This window comes from Campylobacter sp. Cr9, assembly GCF_020138295.1.
Classification (GTDB): Bacteria; Campylobacterota; Campylobacteria; order Campylobacterales; family Campylobacteraceae; genus Campylobacter_E.
This window is the reverse complement of the sequence record NZ_JACGBH010000039.1, coordinates 1-899: the sequence shown is the minus strand read 5'-3', so window position 1 is coordinate 899 and position 899 is coordinate 1. Positions and strand designations below refer to the sequence as shown.

General features: G+C 32.4%; 1 protein-coding gene. It reads right to left on the bottom strand.

What is annotated here, in order from left to right; genetic code table 11:
• The coding region (locus AVANS14531_RS09120) for a hypothetical protein (RefSeq protein ID WP_336612161.1) at positions 1-878 on the bottom strand (878 nt) is incomplete at its 3' end.
• Between the last annotated feature and the right edge of the window lie 21 nt (positions 879-899).

Below are 899 nucleotides of genomic sequence, written 5' to 3'. Positions count from 1 at the left end.
TTTTCAATATTAATAATACCACCATTACTGCTTCCTTGGTTGTTTCCACTATCTACAATTACATCATCATTTGTAGTGTTATCTTGTGTATTGTCATTTCCTAGATTTGGCATAATTGTAAATGTTTGATCATACACAGAACCTGTTTTATCACTTATTACAGTAATTTTATAAGTTCCGCTTTCCCAAGCACTACCTTCTAATACATTAGTAAGATTAATTGTATAACCAAAGTCTCCTTTTTCATTAGCAAATGTTGGATAGATTTGTTTCCAACCTGCTGTTCCTATTGGTCCTTCTAGTTTTTCTAAAACAATTAAAATTTGATCATATGCTGCACCGCTATTACCCATAATTGTTGGAGTTGTATCATAAGTGCTTGCACCATTATTTAATTCTTTTAAGTTATTAAAATATCCTGTCTCATCACCTTCATAAACTTTTACATTTAGTTTATTTTCAACGCTTGGAACTTCTGGTTTTTCAATATTAATAATACCACCATTGCTACTTCCTTGGTTATTATCACCATTGTTAGCATTGTTGTTATCATTGCTTACTTGATTATCAACATAACCAAATACTACTTCACCTTTAATGCTTGTGCCTGATACTATAAAGCTATAAGTATAATCACCAAATTTATTGCACTCTAAATCAGCTGTGAATATAAACTTACCATTCATTGCAAATACTTCTCTTGTAGCTACTAATTCTCCACTTGCATCAGCAATTGCAACTAATACTGATTGTAAGCCTTTACCATCAAATTCTCCAACAAATGTAGGAGTTCTATCTGTTTCACTTTCTCCACTTTGTCTTGGAGTTTGGTCTGCTAAAGCACCTTCTTCGTTACCTGTGTAGATTGTTACTTTCATACCGTTGCTTGAAGTGTTTGG